The sequence below is a fragment of the Roseomonas sp. FDAARGOS_362 genome (genome assembly GCF_002754815.1).
GTDB lineage: Bacteria > Pseudomonadota > Alphaproteobacteria > Acetobacterales > Acetobacteraceae > Roseomonas > Roseomonas mucosa.
The window spans coordinates 2,460,845-2,479,335 of the sequence record NZ_CP024588.1 but is presented as its reverse complement, the minus strand read 5'-3'; the positions used below and the strand labels follow the sequence as shown (position 1 = coordinate 2,479,335).

Here is an 18,491-nt window from a genome sequence, read left to right as displayed (position 1 = left end):
GCTTGCCTGCGCCGGGCAACCGGATCGTTCCGGCAGGGAAGCACGGGTTCACGGAACGGACATCTCCTGCCAGCCTTCGCCCCGGCATCCGCGAGACGGCCCAACCCATCCCGATGCGGCGGAACGGTACGCGCCGCCGCAGGAGAGAACACGCCATGAAGAATTCCGAGCCGATCTGGCAGTTCGTCGAGAACCACCGCGCGGCCTTCGAAGGGCTCAGCGACCGGGTCTGGGAGATGCCGGAGCTGAACTTCCAGGAGAAGCGCTCGGCGGCGGAGCATGTCGCGATGCTGAAGGAGCAGGGCTTCCGCGTCACCGAGGGCCTCGCCGGCATTCCCACAGCGGTGATGGGGGAGGCGGGCGAGGGCGGGCCGGTGATCGCCATCCTGGGCGAGTACGACGCGCTGCCCGGGCTGAGCCAGGAGGCCGGCGTGGCCGAGCACCGCCCGCGGCCGGGCGAGCATGCCGGCCATGGCTGCGGCCACAACCTGCTGGGCGCCGGCGCCATGCTCGCGGCCACGGCGGTGAAGGACTGGCTGGCGGCGAACGGGGTGAAGGGCCGCGTGCGCTATTATGGCTGCCCGGCCGAGGAAGGCGGCGCGGCCAAGACCTTCATGGTGCGCGACGGCGTCTTCGACGATGTGGACATCGCCATCTCCTGGCACCCGGCGCCCTTCTCCGGCGTGAACCCGGCGCATTCGCTGGCGATCCTGCAGGTGGACTACAGCTTCACCGGCCGTTCCTCCCATGCCGCCGCCGCGCCGGAGCTGGGCCGTTCCGCGCTGGACGCGGCGGAGCTGATGAATGTCGGCGTGAACTACATGCGCGAGCACATGCCGAGCAGCGCGCGCATCCACTACGCCTATCTGAACGCCGGCGGCATCGCGCCGAATGTGGTGCAGGGCGCGGCGAAGATCCGCTACCTGATCCGTGCCGCCGAGCTGCCGGAGCTTCGCAGGCTGGCGGAGCGGGTGGAGAAGATCGCCCAGGGCGCCGCGCTGATGACCGAGACCACGGTGGCATCCCGGGTGGTCAGCGGCATGAGCAACCTGCTCCCCAACACGCCGCTGGAACAGGCGATGTACGACAACTTCCAGCGCCTGGGCGCGCCGGAATTCGACGAGGCCGACCGCGACTTCGCCCGCGCCATCCAGAACACCGTGCGGCGGGAGGATATCGTGGCCGCGCATCGCCGCTTCGGCCTGCCGGTGACGGATGCGCCGCTCTGCGACCGCGTCGCGCCGCTCGACGCGCCGCCGCCGCCCAGCGTCGGCTCCACCGATGTCGGCGACGTCTCCTGGGCCGTGCCGACGGTGCAGGCGCGCGGCGCCACCTATGCCATCGGTACGCCGGGGCATTCCTGGCAGCTCACGGCGCAGGGCAAGACGCCCTATGCCCACAAGGGCATGGCGCATGTGGCCAAGGTGATGGCCGGCACGGCGGTCGATGTGCTGCAGAGCCCGGAACTGCTGGCCCAGGCCAGGGCCGACCACCAGGCGCGGCTGGCCCGCACGCCCTATGACTGCCCGCTGCCCGCGGGGCTGGAGCCGGTCTTCGACATGGCCGAGGGGGCCTGAAAGGGTGTGGCCTGGGAGGAGGTCCGGGGAAAGGCCGGTCCTCCTCCCAGGCACGGCTGGGCAGGCTGGGAGCGGGTCACGGCCAGTCCGGGTTCGGGATTCACCGACACCGCGGATGAGGCGTGTGCCGGGTGGCAAGCCCGTCGACGGCCTGCATCCGTCACCCGCGCCGGAAGAGGGGCTGTCCAGGCCTTGCCTGCGTCAAGCCGATGCCCCCATGCGGCCGATCTCGCCCGCATCCTGCAGGCTCCACGCCTTCCAGCAGAGGTCCAGGAGCTGTCTGCTGCGATCCGTGGGAAGAATGCCTTCGGTCTGGCCCATGAACTTCTCGACGAGCTGTTGATCGGACATGGGGTGCAGTTGGCTTCCCACGGCGTGCTCGACGAAGACATGCATCGTGCGGCCGTCGTTGAGCGTCACGACCATGTCGGCCTGATCTGGCTTGATGGCGGGGTCCACCGTTGCCTCGACCTTCTTGCGCAAGGTCACCACGGTGGGGTCCTTCACGGCGGCATCGGTGAAGGCCTGTTCGCCCGCACGGCCCGTGACCAGTGCGACAGCCACGGCATGGAAGATGCTGAACTTGCCTTCCAGGCCGGTGCGTGGCTCGGTCTTGCCCATGAGGTTGAGCACCAGCGGGTGGACCTTCAGGGCTATGGAGCGGATGTCCCCGGGCCTGGGGCTGTTGGCGTTGCGCAACTGGATGGCGGCGTCGATCGAAGGGTGGGCGACGATGCCACAGGCGAAGGGCTTGTAGGTGTTCAGCGCCAGTTCGTATCGCTCGCCCAGGCCTGTTGTCACTTCGTCCCAGTTGTGCCGCGTGCTCAGCGCCTGCCCCCAGCCGTCGAAGCCTTCGATCGCCACATCCGAGGCGGTGTAGCCTTGCTGGGCCAGCAGGGCCGCGATCATCCCGTTCTGCGCGGCCTTGCCGGGATGGAAGCTCTTTGTGTCGGTGCCGAACTGCACCTTCAGCCCCACCGGCTGTGTGGCGGCCAGGCCCATGGCCCAGGTCATGCGCTGTTCATCCAGGCCCAGGACGCGCCCTATGGCGGCTGCGGCGCCGAAGACGCCCGTGGTGCCGGTGATGTGCCAACCCATGGCGTAGTGTTCGGGGAACACCGAGTTCCCGATCCGGCACTCGATCTCACATCCCAGGGTCAGCGCATTCATGAAATCCTGGCCTGACACCGGCCGGAACTGCGCGAAGGCCGTCAGGGCCGAGGCGACTGGCCCCGCCGGATGGATGATGGTCTTGAGATGCGTATCGTCGAAGTCCAGGACATGGGAGCTGATCCCGTTGACCAATGCGGCATTCGGTGCATCCAGCCGCTCGGTGCGGCCGAACAGGCAAGCCTGCTCCGGGCCGGAAAAAGGCTTCAGGGCTGCCACGGCGCGGCCTGGAGCATCCTGGCGTGACCCGCCAACCGCGCAGCCCACCCAGTTGAGGAGGGTGCGCGTGGCTTCCTTGCGGACTGCTTCCGGCACCTGGTCGGCGGGTGCCGATGCGGCGTAGCGGGCAATGATCCTGGTGACGGGCGGCGGTGCGGAACCCTTCGGCGCTGCCCCGGGGGCTGTAGCGGATGCAGGCTGGTTGCCGCCGCCGCTGTGCTGCTGCGCAATCGCCGGGCGAGCAAGAGCGGCCACGGCGATGGTGCCCATGATGATGTTGCGACGGTCGGTGGCGGTCATGGCGTGTCCCTGAGACGGTTTTCTTGTTGGAAGAGCGGCATGCTCGGCTTCTGACGGCACCCACGGATCGTGCGTGGCAGGCCAGGAGCGCACCGCCCATCCTTGCTGGAGCGAAAGGCAGCGCATGCCGCCGCCACAGAGTTAGCAGATTGTCGACAATATGACAATTGACAATTCCCTGGAACTCCTCAGTTTGCGATCCTATAGGGCGGTATGCTCGGCCTAACCCATCCGCTGGATCTGCTCCGCTCCCAAACTCTTGCAGGTGCGGTAGAGCAAGAGATCATTCGCCGCATCAAGGCAGGCGTCATCGTGGCAGGCACGAAGCTTAACGAGGCCGACCTGGCTGAATCCATGCAGATCAGCCGGGCGCCGGTGCGCGAGGCGTTCCGCTCGCTCGAAACCGCGGGACTGGTCCGTTTCGAGAAGAATCGCGGCGTCTACATCCGTGAAATCACGGATGAGGAGGCAGCGGAACTCTATGCCGTGCGCCGCAACCTGGACGAGATGGCCGGCCGGCTCCTGGCTCCCAGGATTACCGACCGGCAGACCGGCGAACTGGCAAGCATGCTGGAGGAACTGGAGGCGGCGTCTGTCTCAGGCGATGTGGCTCGTTACTTTCCCCTTAACATCGCTTTCCATGACCGCCTGATTGAAATGGCCGGCAACAAGACCCTGCTCGGCTTCTACCGGCAGGTCATCGACCGCATGCACCTGTTGCGGCGCCGGGGCTTTGAAACCGACAGCAGCAGCGCCGCATCCCACGAGGAACACCTGGCGATCCTGCGAGCCTTGCAGCTCCGGGATGCCGACGCTGCGTCCCGCGCCATGGGCCAGCACGTCAGCAACGGCTTCGAGCGGACGATCGGCGCCAAGCTGGCCGCCGGGGGGGAGCCTGCCACAGGGGCGACGAGGGGATGAAGGTTGCCGTGGAGCGGCCGAAATCCTTCCGTGCCGTGATCTGCGCTTTGGACCGGAGATGGTCGCCGGTGAGGTTGACCACTAGCCTGGGCCGGACCGACAGAGGAGAGAGCCGATGCTGCCGACCATCAACAAGGATACGGTGCTCTGCATGTCGCTCTCCGGGCGGCCGGGCAACACCGGCACCCGTTTCCACAACTATCTGTACCGCGAACTGGGGCTGAACTTCCTCTACAAGGCCTTCACCACGAAGGACCTCCCCGGCGCCATCACGGGCATCCGCGCGCTGGGCATCCGCGGCTGCGCCGTGTCGATGCCCTTCAAGGAAGCCTGCATTCCCTTCCTGGACAGGCTTACCGACTCCGCTGCGGCGATCCGGTCGGTGAACACCATCGTCAACGATGACGGGCATCTCACCGCCTACAACACGGACTACATCGCGGTGGAGAAGCTGATCGCGCGCCACGCCGTTCCGCCCGGCACGCCCTTCGCCCTGCGCGGCAGCGGCGGCATGGCCAAGGCGGTGGCCTCGGCACTGCGGGACGCGGGCTTCCGGCAGGGCACCATCGTCGCGCGCAACGAGGCCACGGGCCGCGCCCTGGCGGAGAGCTGCGGCTATGCCTGGCAGGCGGAGCCCGGCATGCTGCGCCCCGCCATGCTGGTGAATGTCACGCCCGTCGGCATGTCGGGCGGACCGGAGGCAGAGGACCTGTCCTTCCCCGAGGACACGGTGGCAGCGGCGGAGACCGTCTTCGACGTGGTGGCCCTGCCGGTGGAAACGCCGCTCATCCGCCTGGCGCGCCGGTTGGGCAAGCGGGTGATCGACGGCGGCGAGGTGATCACCCTCCAGGCGCTGGAACAGTTCGTGCTCTACACGGGCATCCGCCCGGAAGAGGATCTGGTGCGCCGCGCCGCCGAATACGCCCGCGGCTGAGCAGGAGGAGCCCCGCATGACGCCGCCCGAATCCCCGGATGCGGAGGAGATCCGTGCGCATTACGGCCAGCCCGACCCGCGCGTGGTGGCCAAGCAGCTCACCCGGCTGGACCGCCATGCCCGGGCCTTCATCGCCCTCTCGCCCTTCCTGGTGATCGCCTCGGCGGATGCGGAAGGGCGCTGCGACGCCACGCCGCGTGGCGACGCGCCGGGCTTCGTCGCCGTGCTGGACGAGGCGACGCTGCTGATCCCCGACCGGATCGGCAACCGGCGCGTGGACACGATGATGAACGTCGCCGGCAATCCGCAACTGGGGCTGATCTTTCTCGTCCCCGGCATCAACGAGACGCTGCGGGTCAACGGCCGGGCGGCGATGACGCGCGACGCGGCGCTGCTGGCGCCCCTCGCCGCCCAGGGCAAGCCGCCCCTGGCCGGGCTGCTGGTCTCGGTGGAGGAGGTCTTCTTCCACTGCGGCAAGGCCATGATGCGCTCCGGCCTCTGGGATGCCTCGCGGCAGGTGCCCCGCGCCTCCTTCCCCTCGCTGGGCCGCATCCTGGCGGACCAACTGGCCGAGGATGCGGAGCGCAGCGAGGCCTGGATCGCGGAAAGCTACAGCAAGCGGTTCTACTGATCCGCCGGCCTTGCCGGGCGAAGCCATGCCCCGCCGGTCAGGCCGGGCCCGCCTCCGCCCGGAGCCGCATGGCGAGCACCATCCCCAGCCCCAGCAACGCCGCCAGGGCGGAGACGCCGAAGATGGCGGCATAGCCCAGGGCATTCGCCACAAGTCCGGCCAGCGGCCCGGTCACGGCATAGGACAGGTCCTGGAACGCCGCGAAGCCACCCAGGGCGGTGCCGCGTATCTGCGGCGGCACGTGCTTCACCACCTCCACGCCCAGCGCAGGGAAGACCAGGGAACAGCCCGCCCCGGTGACGGCGGCACCGGCCAGGGCGAGGAGCGGGGTCCCGGCGCTCCAGAGCAGGAGCAGCCCGGCCGTCTCGACCGCGAGGGAGGCCAGGGCGACGGGAATGCCGCCGAACCGGTCCGGCGCATGGCCGAGGAGGATGCGCACCAGCACGAAGGCGCCCCCGAAGCAACTCAGCGCCAGACCGGCATGCGGCCAGCCCCGGTCGGTGAAGTGCAGCGTGGCGAAGGCGCCGATGGCGGCAAAGCCGATCCCCTGCAGCGCCACTGCGAGGCCCGGAAGGCGGATCCGCCCGACGATGCCCCAGAAGGAGCCCCGCGTGCCGCCGGCCGGCCGGGTCGCGGTGATGCCGGTGGTCATGACGAGGGCGAGCAGCGGCAGCAGCAGCGTGGCGAGGCCGACGATGGCCATCCCGCCCCCGGTCGTCCCATCCAGGCCGGAGAGCCAGAGCCCCGCCGGTGCCCCGGCGGCGAGGGCGCCGTACATGGCCATGCCCATCCAGGACAGCACCCGCCCGGTGCGGGGCTGCCCGACCAGGCCGATGCCCCAGGCCAGGGCGCCGATGACGAGCTGGCTTTCCCCGAAGCCCAGCACCAGGCGGCCGGCCATCAGCAGCAGGAGCCGGGGCAGCGCTTCCAGCGGCAGCAGGGCCGAGAGCATGTAGACCGCCCCGGACAGGGCGCAGAAGACGAGGCCCGACCGCATGGAGCGGCGCGCCCCGGAATGGTCGGCGAGGCGCCCGGCATAGCCGCGGGTCAGGATGGTGGCGACGAACTGGATGCCGATGCTGAGCCCGGCCACGACATTGCCGAAGCCCAGCCCATCATGGACATAGAGCGGGATGACCGGCAGCGGCAGCGCCACCGTCATGTAGGCGAGGAAGACCGCCAGGGCGAGGCGCGGCAGGGCCGCCGCATCCGGCGTGCTGCTGGCGGAAGGGATGCCACCCGGAGAGGTGACTTCGTGGAGGGGGGTGGAGCGCGGCGTGGAAGCGCTGGTCGGGTCCATGGGACTATCCTCTCCGCGCCGTATGGAGAAGCAGGCGGCCCAGCGAGCACGGCGCATCCCCATCCGGCACGATGTCCAGATGTGATGCGTTGGCTCACGTCGAACGCTTACGGCGGCCCATGGAGCGGCCACGCCCGCGATATGCCATGGCGGGGCAGGGGCACGTCAAGACGGTCTCGCCGGCTGCCATGATGCCGTGCACGTCATGGTCACGCCGGAAATGACATCGATGTCATTTATCGTGTCCTTCATGCGACACCCAGGCGTATCCGCAAGGTCACAACAGGATGAAGGTCCAAGGCCTTATTGAGATTGATTATCAATTAGATTAGGCGCCAGAGCGCATTCTGCCGCTTGATGGACGTCGCATACACATGGCCCTCCGACCGATCCCGATCTGCCTTCCCCTCGTGGCTTCCTGGCGTGGTCTCCTGCTGATGACCGTCGCCGTGACCACCCTGGGCCCCTCCACCGGCTTTGCCCAGGATGCGGCTGCCCAAGGCCAGGCAGCGGATCAGGCCGCCGCCGGCACGCTCACCCTGCCGACCGTCGATGTGCAGGGCACGGCCTGGCGGAGCTGGCAACCGGTGGACGGCTATGTCGCTCCCGTGGCCACCACCGGCACCAAGACCGACACGCCGCTGATCGAGTCGCCCCAGTCCACCAGCGTCGTCACGCGGCAGCAGATGGACGACCAGGCGGCGCAGACCGTCTCCCAGGCGCTGCGCTTCACGCCGGGCGTGTTGTCCGAGATCCGTCCCACCTCCCGCTACGACAGCAACTTCATCCGCGGCTTTGGCGGCCAGGGCGTCGGCGCGGCCTATGTGAACTTCCTCGACGGGCTGCGGCAGCAGCGCGGCGTCTCCTACGCCATCCCCTCGGTCGATCCCTGGCTGCTGGAGCGCATCGAGGTGCTGCGCGGCCCGGCCTCGGTGCTCTATGGCCAGACCGGCTCCGGCGGCATCGTCAACCTCGTCAGCAAGCGCCCGACCGAAACGCCGATCCACGAGGTCCGGCTGGAGGCCGGCAACCGCGCCCGGCTGCAGACCGCCTTCGACTTCGGCGGCAAGCTGACCGAGGATGGCCAGTTCCTCTACCGCCTGACCGGCATCGGGCGCACCGCCGACACACAGTACGAGAACGTCAAGGAACAGCGCATCGCCATCGCCCCCGCCCTGACCTGGCGGCCGGATGCCGATACCACGCTGACCTTCCTGAGCAGCTACCAGCACGATCCCGAGGGCGGCTTCTACAACTTCGTCCCGGCGGTCGGCACGGTGCTGCCGAACCGCAACGGCAAGCTGAAGCCGAGCTTCAACCCGGGCGAGCCCGATTTCGACAAGTACGACCGCACCGTCGCCTCGGTTGGCTACCAGTTGGAGCACCGGCTCGACAGCATCTGGACCGTCCGGCAGAACTTCCGCTATTCGCACATCGATTCCGAGTTCTCGGCGGTCTCCTTCCGCTCCCTGGCGGCAAACCAGCGCACCGCGTCCCGCGCCACGACGCTCTCGATCGAGCACGCGGACACGCTCGCCCTCGACAACCAGGCGCAGGCGGACTTCAACACCGGACCGGTGCGGCACACGGTGCTGGCCGGGCTCGACTGGTCGCGCAGCTCGGCCAAGCGGCGGCTGGGCCAGGGCACGGCGACCACGCTTGACATCTTCGCGCCTGTCTATGGCAGCTACATCGCCCGGCCGCGGATCGGCGCCTCCGGCACGACCTACCAGAACACGGACCAGCTCGGCCTCTACGGGCAGGACCAGATGGTCTGGGACCGCTGGCACCTGACCGTGGGCGTGCGCAACGACTGGGCGACCAGCGAGACCTATACCCGCACCTACAGCACCCGCTCCAGCCAGGACGACAGCAAGTTCACCTGGCGCGCGGGGCTGCTCTACCTCTTCGACAACGGCTTCGCGCCCTACGTCAATTATTCCACCTCCTTCCTGCCCAACAGCGGCACCTATGCGCCGTCGCGCGGCGGCAGCTCCTTCGACCCGACGACGGGCGAGCAGTACGAGGCGGGCGTGAAGTACCAGCCGCCGGGGATGAACAGCTTCGTCCAGGTCGCGGCCTATCATATCAAGCAGAAGAACGTCCTGACCCAGGACCCGATCAACACCAACTACAGCATCCAGACCGGCGAGATCCGCTCGCAGGGTGTCGAGGTCGAGGGCCGCGCCAGCCTGACCAGCAACATCGACCTGATCGGCACCTACAGCTACATCGACGCCGAGGTGACGCGTTCCACCACCGCGAACGTCCAGGGCAAGCGCCCACAGCAGGTGCCCGAGCACATCGCCAGCGCCTGGGCGAACTACCGCTTCAACGACGGCTTCCTGCGCGGCCTCTCGCTGGGTGCCGGCGTGCGCTATGTCGGTTCGACCTACGGCGACGAGACGAACAGCTTCAAGGTGTCGGACTTCACCCTGTTCGACGCCGCGGTGCGCTACGACGTCGGGGAGCGCTTCCCGCAGGCCAAGGGCCTGGAGCTGACGCTGAACGCGAACAACATCGCGGACAAGGCCTATGTCTCCAGCTGCTCCTCCTCCAACGCCTGCTATTTCGGCGACCGTCTGCTGGTGATCGCCGGTGCCCGGGTGCGCTGGTAGGAGCACCCGCAACCATCCGGCGGGACGGCGCTTCTCCTGGCTTTGAGGAGGATCTCGCCATGTCCCGCTGGATGCTCGGAATGACGGCCTGCCTGGGCCTGGCCGGGCTCGCCGCCTGCAGCTCGCCGTCGCAGCCCATCTATACGCCCGGCGTCGCCGCCATCCCCGACCCCTATTGCCGCGAGGCCGCGGCCAATGCGACCGGGGCCGCCTATACCGCCTCCGTGACCGGCCTGCCGGCCGACCAGCGCCGCGCCGCCCGGGCACAGGATTTCGCCTCGCGCGGGTGCTGAGACGATCGGTGGGCGCGGCGCTTCGTGGCTGCCCGCCGGGGGCAAGGCTCCGCCTTGCCCCCAAGGAGCTCCCCCCGGCGCAACGAGGCAAGCCACGGGCCGGGCTGGCCGCCGCGTCAGGCCGGGCCGGGGGGAAGGGGTGTTTCTACGGCCAGCGGCTGCCCACGGACCAGCCGGTGGATGAAGCCCAGCTTCTCCACCGCGTGCGGGGACAGCACAAAGGGGTAGAGATCCGCCAGGCCCATCGAGCGGTTCAGGCTGTTGACCGCGAAGCTGAGCGGCAGCCAGGCATCCACGATCGCCCCGATCGTCTCGGCGGTGTATGGATCGAAATCGATATTGGTGCTGAGGGAGCCGTCGTCCGGCACCTCGGCGGGGTGGACGCTGATCCCGAAGGCGCCAGCCATCTCCAGCGTGTCCACGATGTGCAGGTAGTGCGTCCAGGTCTCGGCGAAATCCTCCCAGGGATGAGCGCTGGCATAGGCGCTGACGTAGTTCTCCTGCCAGTCCGCCGGCGCGCCATTGGCATAGTAGGTGTCGAGCGCCTGCTGGTAGTCCTGCCGCTCGTCGCCGAAGAGGTCGCGGAAAGCCTCCAGCTCGCCATTCGCGCCACGCTCGACCAGCAGATCCCAGTAGTGATGCGCGATCTCGTGCCGGAAATGGCCGAGCAGGGTGCGATACACCTCGCCCAGATGCTTGCGCATCTCCTCGCGCCGCACGTCGTCGGCCTCCTTCAGCGCGATGGTGATCACGCCGTCGTCATGGCCGGTCATGACCTTGGTACCGCCGGCCATGTCCTCCTTGAAGTCGAAGACCAGCCCGTGCTCCGGGTCCTCCTGCCGTGTGTGCAGCGGCAGGCGCAGGCGCAGCAGGCTGTAGAAGAGCCGGTGCTTGGCCACTTCCAGCGCCCGCCAGTGCTCGATGTTCCCCGGCTCGGCGAGGTTCGGAACGATCCGGTTGTGCCGGCAGGCGAGGCAGAAGTCCTCCGCGGAATCCGCCGGAACCAGCCAGTTGCAGACATCATGCTGCGCGTTGCGGCAGAAGCGGTAGCGGCGCGTCCCATCCCGCGCGCCCAGGGCCCGCCAGGTCCCGCCCCCCGCTTCGTCGTCCGGCTCCAGGGCCGACATCGTCTCCTCCTCGGCCAGGTAGCCGAGGCGGTGCTGGCAATGGGTGCAGGTGGTGTTCTCGAAATAGAGGACCTGGCCGCAACTCTGGCAGGTGAAAAGTTTCATGATGGCCGTCCGGCGGTTCGTATCGGAACAACAACGCCGGCTGTCCCGCGAGTTTCCGTGAGCCTGCCATCTCCGCGCCGGACAGGGAAGGAGGGTGGCGGGCGGGGCGGCACCCCGTCCCGGAGCCTCCCCCCGGCGCCTATCCCTATCCCTCCGGCGGTACCGAGCGGCCGAGCGACTGCATCAGCCGGTTCGCGTTCGCGAACATCGCCACGGCATGGATCAGGTCCAGGATCTCCAGATCCGACAGGCCGGCCTCCCGCAACGGCACCAGGTCGGCGGGCATCATGTCCTGGGGGGTGGCGGTCAGCTTCGCGCTGTAGTCCACGATGGCACGCTGCCGCGCGTCCAGCCCCTCCGCCGCGATGCCGTGCTCCAGCAGGGCGCGCATCACCGCCTCCTGCTTGCCCAGTTCCACGAAGCGCCGCGCATGGACCGAGGTGCAATAGACGCAGCCGTTGACGATGGAGACGATCGCCGTGGCCAGCTCCCGCTCCGCCCGCGGCAGCCCCTTCGGCGCGTACATCACCTTGGTAAAGAGCGCCCCCCGCTCGCCCAGCGAGCCAGGATCGTGCACCAGCGTGCGGAAATAGACCGAGCGGCGCTGCGCCGGCGGACAGGCATCCAGGGCGGCGATCTGCTCCGGGGTGGCGCTGGCTTCCTCGACCGGGGGCAGGCGCGGCTCCCAGCCAACCTCCTCCATGGTGAATCGGCTCATGCGGCTTCTCCCTGAAGCTCGCCCCGCAACTGGCGCAGCCCGGCGAGCAGGCGCACCTGATAGGGCACGAAGGACACGAGTTGCGTCACCGCCACGATGTCGCGCGCGGTGAGGCCCATGGCCAGCAGCCGGTCGATATCCGCCTGCCCGCAATCGGCGGGGCGTTGCGCCACCATGTCCGCATAGCGGAACAGCACGGCGAGGCGGCCCTCGCCTGCCGGGGCGGGGAAGGCCTCCGCCGCCGCGATCTCCTCCGCCGAGCCGCAGGCGGCGAGCAGCGCGCGGTAATGTGCCGCCAGCACCGCGTCGCCCTCGATCAGCGCGCCGCGCAGCGCCAGCGCCGCCCGCTCGGCCAGGGAGACCCGGCCCGGCCGCGGCGGCAGCACCAGCTCGCGATAGGCGCCTTCCTCGTGCTTCAGGATGTCGGCGCGCTCGCGCCGCAGCCGTCCAAGCGGAGAGGCTGCATCGATGCCGAGCAGGTGCTCGGCCAGATCGGGTATTTCCATGTTCATGACGTGCGGCTCACCATCATCGCGGTGGTACGGTCGCTGGTCTGCGGCGTGACCTTCAGGTGCCGCTTCGCCGCCCAGAGGTTCTGGTAGTGGAAGAGCGGGATGATGCCGGCATCCTCGGCCACCACCTGCGCCGACTTCCGCAGGATCGCCTCGCGCTTGGCGTCGTCGAACGCGGCCATCGCATCCTCCAGCGCCTGGTCCACCTGCGGGTTGCTGTAGCGTCCCCAGTTGGAGACGCCGCGCCCCTGCCTGGGATCGACGCTGCCCAGCACGTTGATCAGCGCGTAGCTGCCCTCGCCCGTGCCATTGCCCCAGGCCAGCGTGGTCATGGCGTAGTCGCCCGTCTTCACGCCGGAGGAATAGACCGACCAGGGCACAGCCTCGACCTGCGTCTTCACGCCGACGCGGGTCCACATCTGCGCCACCGCCTGCGCAACCTGCGGGCCCAGCACGTAGCGATCGTTCGGCAGATGCAGGGTGAGCTGGAACCCGTCCGGATAGCCCGCCTCGGCCAACAGCGCCCTGGCCTTGTCGGGCTCGAAGGCGGGCGGCCTGATCGAAGGATCGTAGCCGAAGCTGCCCTCCGGCATCCATTGCCCTGTCGGCGTGGCGGTGCCGTTCATCAGCCGATCGCAGAGTGCGTCGCGGTTCACCGCCATGGTCAGCGCGCGCCGCACCCGGATGTCCAGCATCGGGTTCTTCGGCAGAGGCGAGCCGTCATTGGCGAGTGCGAAGGGGCTCGGCTTCTCCGAGAAGCTCGGCTGGAGCAGCAGCATCCGCAGGCCGGGATAGGCGTAGAGCACCACCTCCTTGCGCGAGCGGATCTGCGCCAGGTCGGAAACGGAGACCTTGTCGATCACATCCACATCGCCCGCCAGCAGCGCCGCCGTGCGCGCCGGGGCGCTGGCGACGTAGCGGTAGTCCACCTCGTCCCAGTCCGGCTTGCCACCCCAGTAGTCGGGCCGCGCCTTCATCCGCACGCGCTCGCCAGGGGTGAAGGACACGAAGGTATAGGGCCCGGTCCCCACCATCGCCTTGCCGCTGTTGAAGTCGTTGCTGGACGCGCCCTCGGTCGCATGGCGGCTGACGATATGCACCGAGGCGAGGTTCAGCGGCAGCAGCGGGTTCGGCTCCTTGGTCGTGACGCGCAGCGTCAGTGGGCCGGTCGCTTCCACCTTCTCCACCGTGCGGAGATAGCCGGCGAAGCTCGCCGTGCTGCCCGGCACGTCCGGGGCGCGGGCATAGGAGAACACCACGTCATCGGCGGTGAAGGCCTTGCCGTCCGACCAGGTGACGCCCGGGCGCAGGATGAATTCCCAGACCCTCTCGCCCACCGGCTTCCAGGACAATGCCAGCCCCGGCTGCAAGCCGCCCTCGGTGTGGTTCTCGATCAGCAGATCGAAGAAGTGCAGGTCCACCGAACGGTCGCCGGCGAAGTTGTTGAGCTGCGGATCGAGCGAGGAGACCGGATCGCCGAAGGCGATGGTCAACTTCCGGCTGCCCTGCTGCGCCTGCGCCCTTCCTGGCCATGGCAGGAAGGCGGCGGCGCCGAGGCCGGCGAGAAGATGTCGTCTCTGCATCCCGGGAAATCCCTTCATCGCTTTGCGTCGCTCCTGTGGCTGCCCCCGGAAAGGCGCCGCCTCTTCCGGACCCTCTCCGCCCAGGGGAATGGCATTCCCCTGAGACCCCGCCTTTCTGGGCGCCCGTGGCATTCCTGCTTCCCGATCCCGCGCCGGGGGAGATGGCGGACAGGCGGGGTCCTGGAAAGGGTCAAAGAACGGCTCCCCCGCGGCGGCGCCTTTCCCCGGGGCCACGGGAGCCTCAGGCCGCCACTCCGGCCGACGCCCATTCATCTCCCAGCAGTTCCGGCACCGCGAAGGCGCGCAGCCGGTCGTAATGGATCTCGCGGTCCTCGACGAAGAAATGCCGGGCGATGGACTGGGCGAGGCGCTGCGCCCCGGCGCTGACGGCGGGGATGTCGCCGGTCAGCTTCCCGTGGCTGAGCGAGGAGGGGTAGTTGAAGCAGTGGATGCGCGAAAGGGCCGGGCAGGCGCCGGGATGCTTCTCCAGGAAGCTGAAATCCGGCGCGAGGTCCGGCGAATGCGCCAGTTCGGCATTCTCCTCGCCAGGGGTGGGGGCGAAGCGGTCGCGCCAGAAGCGGATCTCGGGCGCGACGAGCGCCAGCTCCGGCCTTTGTGCGAGGTCCACGCCGAAGCCCGTGGCGAAGATCACGAAATCCACCGCCTGCCGGCCCTGCGGCGTTTCCAGCACCAGCGCGCCACCTTCCTCGCGCAGCGACAGGACCGGACTGCCGAGATGCAGCCGTGCCTGCGGATGGCGCGAGACGCGCAGCGTGCTGTCGCGTGGCGGCGGCGTCTGCTCGCTCAGGACATGGTGCATGAAGCGCCACTTCCATTCGTCCGGCAGGCCGGCGAAGCCGTGCACCACGCCCTGGCTGCCGATGCCGGTGAACTTGTTGACGCGCGGCAGCGCCCGGCGCCGCACGAACATGTCCAGGCTGGCCGCGCCCGCCTCCAGCGCCGTCGCGGCATTGTCCATGGCCGAGGCGCCGGCGCCGATCACCGCCACGCGCCGGCCGCGCAGCGCGGCGAAGTCGATATCGTCGCGCGAATGCGCCCAGAAGCGCCGGCCAATCCCGCGCGCCAGTTCCGGCACGAAGGCGCCGCCGAGTCCGTCGCGCCCGGTGGCCAGCACCACGCGCCGCGCCAGGATGGTGGAGCCGGCGCTGTTCTCCACCGCGATCAGCTCGTCCGCGCGCGGGCGGAGAAGGGAGACGCTGACGCCGTTGCGCACCGGCACCTGCATCACGCGGCGGTACCAGCGCAGGTAGTCCATCCACATCGGGCGCGGGATCTTGCCCAGCGCGTCCCAGGCGGCGCGGCCGTGCTGCGCCTCGTACCAGGCGCGGAAGGTCAGTGCCGGCAGGCCCAGCGCCGGCCCGGCCAGCGTCTTGGGCGAGCGCAGCGTCTCCATCCGCGCCCAGGTGGCCCAGGGGCCTTCCTCGCCCTCGGGCGCGCGGTCCAGCACCTGCTGGTTGTCGATGCCGAGCAGGCGCAGCGCCGCCGAGGCCGCCAGCCCGCACATGCCGCCGCCGATGATGGCCACGTCGGTCACGGGCCGATCGTCTGCCTCCCGCGTCGGGACCCAGGGCTTGCCGGGCAGCTCCAGCCATTCGAGGTCGGCGCGCAGCCGCGCCTCCAGGGCCGGAAGGCCGTGCGGCGCTTCCGCCACGGCTGGGTCGCGGGAATGCACGGGCTCGGTCATCGCGCCGGCTCCTCGTTGTCTCGGGGGTCGTCCTGGGGGGAGGCCGCCTGGCGGGCGGTCAGCAGGTCCATGGACCGGGGCGGATGAAGGCGGAAACCCGGCAGCTCCTCCGCCGCCTCGCGGGCCGCCTCGATCACCCGGCGGGTGAGGAGGGAGGGCGGCCGTGCCGCCGGGGTCAGCACGCTCCAGAAGAAGGGGATCGCCGTGTCGAGCGGCCGGATCGCGAGCCCCGTGGCCGGCAGGCCCTGTGCCGTCACCGGGTCGATCAACGCCACGCCCAGCCCGGCCCGGGCCGCGGAGGCTGCCAGGATCGAGGCATTCACCGCCATCAGGCCGCGCGGGCGCGCCTCGGCACGGGCCAGCGCCGTCTCGATCCGGTGGCGCAGGCGGTGCGGGTCGGCCACCGTGATCAGCCGCTCCCCGTCCAGGGCGCGCAGCGGCAGGCAGGTCTCCCCGGCCAGGGGATGGGCGGCTGGCAGCACGGCGACGCAGCGGCTCTCGCCCAGCCAGTGGACGTCCAGCCCCTGATGGTCCACCGGCAGGCTGGCGAAGCCCAGCACGGCGCGGCGGTCGAGCAGTTGCCGCACCACCTCGCCCGCCGGGACGGCGCCGAGCCCCAGGTTGCGCGGCAGGTCCTCCGCCGGCAGCCGCGCCAGGGCGCGGGGGATCAGGCCCATGGCCAGGGCGGGGATGGCGGCGATGTCGAGCGAGGCCAGCTCGCCCCGGGCGATGGCCTCGGCCCGTTCCTCCAGGCGCCGCAGGCCGGCCAGGGAGGGCTCCACCTCGTCATGGAACCGCAAGCCCTGTTCGGTCGGGGTGATGCGGGGGCCGTTGCGTTCGAAAAGGGTAAAGCCGAGGGCCGCTTCCAGCTCCTGCAACTGGCGCGAGATCGCCGGCTGCGAGCGGCCCGTCAGCCTTGCCGCCGCGGTCAGGCTGCCGCCCGCGATGATGGCGCAAAAGGTTTCAAGCTGCCGGAGTTCCACGGCCCCAGCCAATCATGCGCAAACGTATTGATGCAAGCCCTATCATGCGTGGATTCTATGGCCCCGCTGCGATGACGGACTGTGGCAGGATCGGCGCCGTCCTTGCTGGGCGCAAAAGAACGAGTTAGTTATGTCGCATAACTAATAAACGGGAGGAAACAATGGCGACCGAAATGAGCCGGCGCGGGCTGCTGTCCGCCAGCGCCATGGGCGCGACCACGCTGGGTGCCGGGCTGGGCGCCGCACTGGCGCCCCCCGGCGCGCAGGCCCAGACGCAAGGCCGAGCCCCGAACCAAGCCACGCGACAGCCCAACATCATCTTCATCATGGCCGACGACCTGGGGGTGGCGGATGTTTCCTGCTACGGCCAGCGCGCCTTCCGCACCCCGGCGGTGGACAGCCTGGCCGGGCAGGGGCTGCGTTTCCTGCAGGCCTATGCCAGCTCCGCCGTCTGCTCTGCGACGCGCACGGCGCTGATCACCGGCCGCTACCAGTACCGGCTACCGCTCGGGCTGTGGGAACCGCTGTCGCGCACCAACGAGGTCGGCCTGCCGCCCGAGCATCCGACACTGCCCTCGCTGCTGAAGCGTGCCGGCTACAGCACCGCCCTGGTCGGCAAATGGCACCTGGGCGCCCTGCCGAAGTTCGGCCCGCTGAAGAGCGGCTACGACCGGTTCTGGGGCTTCCGCGGCGGCACCATCGACTACTACACGCATCGCGGCACGGACGGGAAACCCGATCTCTGGGACGGCGACCTGGCGATCGACCAGCATGGCTATGCCACCGAACTGCTCGGCCGGAAGGCGGTGGAGGTGGTGCGGGACTTCGCGCAGGCGGGTCGCCCCTTCTTCCTCAGCCTGCACTTCAACGCCCCGCACTGGCCCTGGGTCGGCCCGGGCGACGAGGCGGAATCCGAGCGGCTGAAGGGCAAGGACCTGCGGAACTTCGACGGCGGCACGCTGAAGACCTACGGCCGCATGGTCGTCTCGATGGACGAGCAGATCGGCCTCGTGCTGGCGGAGCTGGAGGAAAGGGGGATCGCCCGCGACACCATTGTCATCTTCACCAGCGACAATGGCGGCGAGCGCTTCTCGGATGTCTGGCCCTTCAACGGCCGCAAGACGGAGCTGCTGGAAGGTGGTCTGCGCATCCCCGCCGTCATCCGCTGGCCCGCCCGGATCAGGCCCGGCGGCACTTCGGAGCAGGTGATGGCCAGCATGGACTGGCTGCCCACCCTGCTGGCCGCCGCCGGCGGGCAGGCCGATGCGGCCTATCCGCCGGATGGCATGGACCTGCTGCCGGCCCTCGACGGCGCGGCGCCGGTGCCGCGCCGGCTGTACTGGCGCTACAAGGCCAATGCCCAGCGGGCGATGCGCGACGGCGACCTGAAGTACCTGAAGATCGGGGAGAACAGCTTCCTGTTCAACGTGGTCGAGGACCCGATGGAGCGGGCGAACCTGAAGGCTCGCCAGCCCGCCGTCTTCGAGCGCATGGAGCAGGACTGGCTCGCCTGGAACGAGACGATGCTGCCGGAGATCGAGGAAAGCTTCACCGAAGCCTATAGTGCCTCGCAGCTGGCCGATCATTTCGGGGCCAGGCCGCCCAGCGGGAAGCCGGACCTGCCGCCGCCGCCGAAGCGCTGAACCGGCCTGCCGGCGGGCCTCGCCCCGGCGCGACTCCTGCGAAGGGTAGCATCGCCCAGCTTGAGGTGCCGCGCCCGTGGCGCCCCGGGGGTGCTCGGGGGTGGGCTCCGCCGGCCCTCGGAAAGCCGCGCGGCCACGGCGCATGGACGACC

15 protein-coding genes are annotated in these 18,491 nt (G+C 69.5%); 7 read left to right on the top strand and 8 right to left on the bottom strand.

The window, feature by feature from the left end:
• Positions 1-155 precede the first annotated feature (155 nt).
• Positions 156-1,577 (top strand): M20 family metallopeptidase, encoded by a 1,422-nt coding sequence (locus CTJ15_RS16040; protein ID WP_099781696.1) that lies wholly within the window; start codon positions 156-158, stop codon positions 1,575-1,577.
• Positions 1,578-1,778: 201 nt separating this feature from the next.
• Here the strand turns inward: CTJ15_RS16040 and CTJ15_RS16035 are convergent, their stop codons facing one another.
• Complete coding sequence (locus tag CTJ15_RS16035) at positions 1,779-3,266, bottom strand: MmgE/PrpD family protein (protein ID WP_027297306.1); 1,488 nt, start codon at positions 3,264-3,266, stop codon at positions 1,779-1,781.
• A 213-nt stretch (positions 3,267-3,479) separates the two neighbouring features.
• Between CTJ15_RS16035 and CTJ15_RS16030 the strand changes: the two genes are divergently transcribed.
• From CTJ15_RS16030 to CTJ15_RS16020, 3 genes are all read left to right on the top strand, one after another.
• Positions 3,480-4,187 carry an FCD domain-containing protein gene (locus CTJ15_RS16030; RefSeq protein WP_099781695.1) on the top strand — a complete coding sequence of 236 codons (708 nt, stop codon included), beginning with the start codon at positions 3,480-3,482 and terminating at the stop codon, positions 4,185-4,187.
• Positions 4,188-4,302: 115 nt separating this feature from the next.
• Positions 4,303-5,121 carry a shikimate 5-dehydrogenase gene (locus CTJ15_RS16025; protein ID WP_075821887.1) on the top strand — a complete coding sequence of 273 codons (819 nt, stop codon included), beginning with the start codon at positions 4,303-4,305 and terminating at the stop codon, positions 5,119-5,121.
• Positions 5,122-5,137: 16 nt separating this feature from the next.
• On the top strand, positions 5,138-5,752 hold the full coding sequence (locus CTJ15_RS16020) for a pyridoxamine 5'-phosphate oxidase family protein (protein WP_075821888.1): 615 nt from the start codon (positions 5,138-5,140) through the stop codon (positions 5,750-5,752).
• A 37-nt stretch (positions 5,753-5,789) separates the two neighbouring features.
• Here CTJ15_RS16020 and CTJ15_RS16015 read toward each other — a convergent pair whose 3' ends face one another.
• Positions 5,790-7,052 carry an arabinose transporter gene (locus CTJ15_RS16015; RefSeq protein WP_216348601.1) on the bottom strand — a complete coding sequence of 421 codons (1,263 nt, stop codon included), beginning with the start codon at positions 7,050-7,052 and terminating at the stop codon, positions 5,790-5,792.
• A gap of 374 nt (positions 7,053-7,426) precedes the next feature.
• Between CTJ15_RS16015 and CTJ15_RS16010 the strand changes: the two genes are divergently transcribed.
• Positions 7,427-9,670: a TonB-dependent siderophore receptor gene (locus tag CTJ15_RS16010; RefSeq protein ID WP_075821889.1), complete on the top strand. Its 2,244-nt coding sequence runs from the start codon at positions 7,427-7,429 to the stop codon at positions 9,668-9,670.
• Positions 9,671-9,729: 59 nt separating this feature from the next.
• On the top strand, positions 9,730-9,963 hold the full coding sequence (locus CTJ15_RS16005) for a hypothetical protein (protein ID WP_075821891.1): 234 nt from the start codon (positions 9,730-9,732) through the stop codon (positions 9,961-9,963).
• 116 nt (positions 9,964-10,079) lie between these two features.
• Here CTJ15_RS16005 and CTJ15_RS16000 read toward each other — a convergent pair whose 3' ends face one another.
• From CTJ15_RS16000 to CTJ15_RS15975, 6 genes are all read right to left on the bottom strand, one after another.
• Positions 10,080-11,195, bottom strand: a complete 1,116-nt coding sequence (locus tag CTJ15_RS16000) for a putative zinc-binding metallopeptidase (protein WP_019462251.1) — start codon at positions 11,193-11,195, stop codon at positions 10,080-10,082.
• Between the two features lie 145 nt (positions 11,196-11,340).
• Entirely contained in the window at positions 11,341-11,913 is a 573-nt protein-coding gene (locus CTJ15_RS15995) for a peroxidase-related enzyme (protein WP_037251289.1), read from the bottom strand.
• Entirely contained in the window at positions 11,910-12,419 is a 510-nt protein-coding gene (locus tag CTJ15_RS15990; RefSeq protein ID WP_193009605.1) for a CMD domain-containing protein, read from the bottom strand. The genes CTJ15_RS15995 and CTJ15_RS15990 overlap by 4 nt, the downstream gene beginning before the upstream one ends.
• A gap of 2 nt (positions 12,420-12,421) precedes the next feature.
• Entirely contained in the window at positions 12,422-14,008 is a 1,587-nt protein-coding gene (locus CTJ15_RS15985; RefSeq protein ID WP_026033405.1) for an ABC transporter substrate-binding protein, read from the bottom strand.
• A 241-nt stretch (positions 14,009-14,249) separates the two neighbouring features.
• Positions 14,250-15,713, bottom strand: coding sequence for an NAD(P)-binding domain-containing protein (locus CTJ15_RS15980; protein WP_019462255.1), 1,464 nt, complete (start codon positions 15,711-15,713; stop codon positions 14,250-14,252).
• Positions 15,710-16,696 carry a LysR family transcriptional regulator gene (locus tag CTJ15_RS15975; protein ID WP_019462256.1) on the bottom strand — a complete coding sequence of 329 codons (987 nt, stop codon included), beginning with the start codon at positions 16,694-16,696 and terminating at the stop codon, positions 15,710-15,712. The genes CTJ15_RS15980 and CTJ15_RS15975 overlap by 4 nt, the downstream gene beginning before the upstream one ends.
• 161 nt (positions 16,697-16,857) lie before the next feature.
• On the opposite strand from CTJ15_RS15975, the gene CTJ15_RS15970 reads away from it, so the two are divergent.
• Entirely contained in the window at positions 16,858-18,339 is a 1,482-nt protein-coding gene (locus CTJ15_RS15970; RefSeq protein ID WP_083755614.1) for a sulfatase, read from the top strand.
• Positions 18,340-18,491: the final 152 nt, after the last annotated feature.

Coding starts and splice junctions, on each gene's coding strand:
- CTJ15_RS16040 (WP_099781696.1), top strand. CDS start 156: ATGAAGAATTCCGAGCCGATCTGGCAGTTCGTCGAGAACCACCGCGCG.
- CTJ15_RS16035 (WP_027297306.1), bottom strand. CDS start 3,266: ATGACCGCCACCGACCGTCGCAACATCATCATGGGCACCATCGCCGTG.
- CTJ15_RS16030 (WP_099781695.1), top strand. CDS start 3,480: ATGCTCGGCCTAACCCATCCGCTGGATCTGCTCCGCTCCCAAACTCTT.
- CTJ15_RS16025 (WP_075821887.1), top strand. CDS start 4,303: ATGCTGCCGACCATCAACAAGGATACGGTGCTCTGCATGTCGCTCTCC.
- CTJ15_RS16020 (WP_075821888.1), top strand. CDS start 5,138: ATGACGCCGCCCGAATCCCCGGATGCGGAGGAGATCCGTGCGCATTAC.
- CTJ15_RS16015 (WP_216348601.1), bottom strand. CDS start 7,052: ATGGACCCGACCAGCGCTTCCACGCCGCGCTCCACCCCCCTCCACGAA.
- CTJ15_RS16010 (WP_075821889.1), top strand. CDS start 7,427: ATGGCCCTCCGACCGATCCCGATCTGCCTTCCCCTCGTGGCTTCCTGG.
- CTJ15_RS16005 (WP_075821891.1), top strand. CDS start 9,730: ATGTCCCGCTGGATGCTCGGAATGACGGCCTGCCTGGGCCTGGCCGGG.
- CTJ15_RS16000 (WP_019462251.1), bottom strand. CDS start 11,195: ATGAAACTTTTCACCTGCCAGAGTTGCGGCCAGGTCCTCTATTTCGAG.
- CTJ15_RS15995 (WP_037251289.1), bottom strand. CDS start 11,913: ATGAGCCGATTCACCATGGAGGAGGTTGGCTGGGAGCCGCGCCTGCCC.
- CTJ15_RS15990 (WP_193009605.1), bottom strand. CDS start 12,419: ATGGAAATACCCGATCTGGCCGAGCACCTGCTCGGCATCGATGCAGCC.
- CTJ15_RS15985 (WP_026033405.1), bottom strand. CDS start 14,008: ATGCAGAGACGACATCTTCTCGCCGGCCTCGGCGCCGCCGCCTTCCTG.
- CTJ15_RS15980 (WP_019462255.1), bottom strand. CDS start 15,713: ATGACCGAGCCCGTGCATTCCCGCGACCCAGCCGTGGCGGAAGCGCCG.
- CTJ15_RS15970 (WP_083755614.1), top strand. CDS start 16,858: ATGGCGACCGAAATGAGCCGGCGCGGGCTGCTGTCCGCCAGCGCCATG.